The sequence below is a fragment of the Parapedobacter flavus genome (assembly GCF_035818675.1).
GTDB lineage: Bacteria > Bacteroidota > Bacteroidia > Sphingobacteriales > Sphingobacteriaceae > Parapedobacter > Parapedobacter flavus.
Genome location: NZ_JAYKZZ010000065.1, coordinates 1 through 1,335, shown reverse-complemented (window position 1 = coordinate 1,335; position 1,335 = coordinate 1). Strand labels below are relative to the sequence as shown.

General features: G+C 51.7%; 2 protein-coding genes. Both read left to right on the top strand.

Going from position 1 to position 1,335, the window contains the following annotated elements; genetic code table 11:
* The first annotated feature begins 64 nt into the window (after positions 1–64).
* The gene (locus U9S71_RS20880) at positions 65–340 is read left to right on the top strand and encodes a transposase (protein WP_326329800.1); all 276 of its coding nucleotides are present in this window, start codon (positions 65–67) and stop codon (positions 338–340) included.
* Positions 337–1,200, top strand: a complete 864-nt coding sequence (locus tag U9S71_RS20875) for an IS3 family transposase (protein WP_326329799.1) — start codon at positions 337–339, stop codon at positions 1,198–1,200. The genes U9S71_RS20880 and U9S71_RS20875 overlap by 4 nt, the downstream gene beginning before the upstream one ends.
* Positions 1,201–1,335: the final 135 nt, after the last annotated feature.

The following is a 1,335-nucleotide window of genomic DNA, read 5'->3' as shown; positions in this document are numbered from 1 at the left end:
TATAATTCCCCCCGAAAACAGGACAGCAGTTTAAGTTAGATTTTTAGATTAAATTTGTTGTATTATGAGTAGGCGAAAGTTCACATCAGCTTTCAAGACGAAGGTAGTATTGGAAGCTTTATCGGAGCGTTTGACGATCCAGGAGCTGGGTCAGAAGCACGGGATTCACCCCACGCAGATCACGACGTGGAAGTCTCAATTTTTGAAGCAGGCCCCTGCGGTCTTTGATCGTCCTGTCAAGGATGCTAAGAGCGAAGCCCAGGAGCGTGAGGAGCAATACCTGAAGACCATCGGTCAACAGAAGATGGAGATTGATTTTTTAAAGAAAGCCTTGTCATGAAAGAGACACCAGCACAACGGAAGGCGCACGTTGGCAAGGCAGACGGGCTGAGTATAGCCCGCCAGTGCGAATTGGTATCGGTATCCCGGAGCAGTTTTTACTATCAACCTGTTGGGGAAAGCTCGCTGAACCTGGAACTGATGCGGTTGATCGATGAGGAATACCTGCAGCACCCCTGGCTGGGCGTTCCCCGGATGACCACCTGGTTGCGCAAGGACAAGGGCTACAGGGTCAATCCCAAGCGCATCGAGCGGTTGTACGGGATCATGGGCCTGTCGGCAATGGGTCCGAAGCCGAACACCTCCAAGCGGGGCAGAGGCAAGGGGCACCGGATATACAAATATTTGTTACGGGGCCTGGATATCACCCGTGTGAATCAGGTATGGGCCACGGACATCACTTACATCCCCGTACGGGGCGGTTACCTATATCTGTGTGCCATCATCGATGTATACAGCCGCTATGTTGTGGGCTGGTCGCTGTCCAACACGATGACCTCCGGTTGGTGCCGGGATACGCTGGAGGCGGCGATCGAGCAACACGGTGCCCCTGAAATACTCAATACCGACCAGGGAAGTCAGTTCACCGCCCATGAATTCTGCAACTGGGTGACCGGAAACGGCATCCGGTTAAGCATGGACGGCAAGGGCCGGGCGATTGACAATATTTTCATCGAACGGTTGTGGAGGAGTGTGAAGTATGAACATGTATACTTGTTCCCTGCTGCCGATGGGTTGGCCTGTTACCAAGGTCTGCAAACCTATTTTGGGTATTACAACAACCAGCGGAGGCACCAAAGTCTGGAAGATGAAATCCCCGGCGAGGTCTACCATAGTCTCAAGCAAAAGGAGGTCGCATGAAACAGAGAAAAACAGATGCCTCCGGCGGGCGCTCGCCGCGCAGGCAGGTTATGGTTGATGTTTATCTCGGTGGGATATCGGAAATATCTCACTTAGTTTATAAAAAATCTGTCCAATGATTGGGGGGAATTATAT